The sequence below is a fragment of the Parvibaculum sp. genome (assembly GCF_040882025.1).
Lineage (GTDB): Bacteria > Pseudomonadota > Alphaproteobacteria > Parvibaculales > Parvibaculaceae > Parvibaculum.
In genome coordinates this window covers 1-1627 of the sequence record NZ_JBBECC010000207.1, presented here as the reverse complement: position 1 = coordinate 1627, position 1627 = coordinate 1, and the positions used below count along the sequence as shown (strand labels likewise).

The 1627-nt window shown below is 61.6% G+C and carries 1 protein-coding gene and 1 pseudogene; both read left to right on the top strand.

The window, feature by feature from the left end; translation table 11 throughout:
- Positions 1–767 (top strand): annotated as a pseudogene (locus WEB61_RS15970) (marine proteobacterial sortase target protein); the annotation flags it as partial.
- Positions 764–1360, top strand: coding sequence for a class GN sortase (locus WEB61_RS15965; protein WP_368065335.1), 597 nt, complete (start codon positions 764–766; stop codon positions 1358–1360). The pseudogene WEB61_RS15970 and the gene WEB61_RS15965, both read left to right, overlap by 4 nt.
- Positions 1361–1627: the final 267 nt, after the last annotated feature.

Below are 1627 nucleotides of genomic sequence, written 5' to 3'. Positions count from 1 at the left end.
CGCATATCGGCAGCGAGACGCAGGTTGCCGAACGCATGAGCGTGCTCTTCGAAAAGCTGCAGAACCCCGTGATGACCGATATCGCGGCAAGCTGGCCCGGCGAGCGCAACACGCAAAGCTGGCCGAACCCGGTGCCCGATCTCTACAAGGGCGAACCCATCGTGTTGTCGGCACGAATGCCGAAGGCAGAAGGGGTGCTGACGCTGAAGGGCCAGTTGGCCGGAGCGCCCTGGGAAGTGCGCCTGCCGCTCGACGCGGGCGAAACGCGGCCCGGCATCGGCAAGCTCTGGGCGCGTCGCAAGATCGAACAGCTCGAAGCCGACGCCCGCATCGAAGGAAACTGGCAGGCACATGACGGCGACATCCTGAAGACCGCACTCGACCACCACCTGGTCAGCCGGCTGACGAGCCTTGTCGCGGTCGACGTGACGCCGACGCGCCCCGACGGCGAAACGCTGACGAAGCACGACATGCCGGTCAACCTGCCGGACGGCTGGGACTATGAAAAGGTCTTCGGCAGCGAGGCCATGCCGGCGACCCAGCGCGCCGCCTTCAAGGCAAGCGCCGCGCCGATGCTGGCGATGGCAGCGACGCCCGCCTCGGCGGATACCACCGGCGCCGGCCTCGCGCTGCCGCAAACATCGACCGATGCGGCGGCACTGATCCATGGCGGCTTGCTGGCAATCATGCTTGCCGCCTTGCTTGCCGCAATCTTCTGGATGCAACGGCAATGGTCGCACGGCAGCTACATCAGGCGACGGTCGTGACGATCCCCAGATGGAATGCGGCGGCCCTCCTCCGGGCCGCCGCCATTGCGCTCTGCCTTGGCATCGGTTTCTGGCAGATCGGCCAAGGCCTCTACATCAAGGCCAAGGCCGAAGTCGCACAAGTCCTGCTGGAACGTGCATGGCAAGAAACCATGACTGACGGTCAGTCACATAAAGCCTGGCCCTGGGCCGACGCATGGCCGGTCGCAAGGCTCGAAGTACCAACGCTCGGCAAAAACCAGATCGTGCTGTCGAACGCGAGCGGTGAAGCGCTGGCATTTGGTCCGGGACACATGCTCGGCTCGCCCTTGCCCGGCGCACAGGGCATGTCGGTGATCGCCGGTCATCGCGATTCACATTTCTCGTTCCTGCGTGATCTCGAAAATGACGACGTCGTCACCCTCACCACCTCGGACGGTCTGACGCGACGTTATGTCGTCGGAAGCACCGAAATTGTAAACTCCGCTCACACACAAATAGACCCCGGTGCAGAAATAGGCATTGCGCTTGTCACTTGTTATCCGTTCGACGCAAGGGAACGCGGGCCTTTGCGCTACATCGTTTTTGCTACTCCGGAACGCGATGCAATCTGAGATCAAGAAAGAGCAATCCAACGCTCGTCAGCACGCGTATGATAACGATATGCGATGGGCGACCGTGCAAGGCAAGACGGCGGTTTTTCCCAAATCTGCTTGACCGGCGATGTACGATTTCGCCGTATAGAAAGCGGGGTATGCGTCGGTCGAATATCGGCTCATGGAAGGCAATCAGCGCTTGGGATTGGAAAACTACAGAAGAACGATCAGCGAAACGAAGCGCGCGGCCATTTTGAACGCGGCGCGGGACAATTTCCTCAAGGG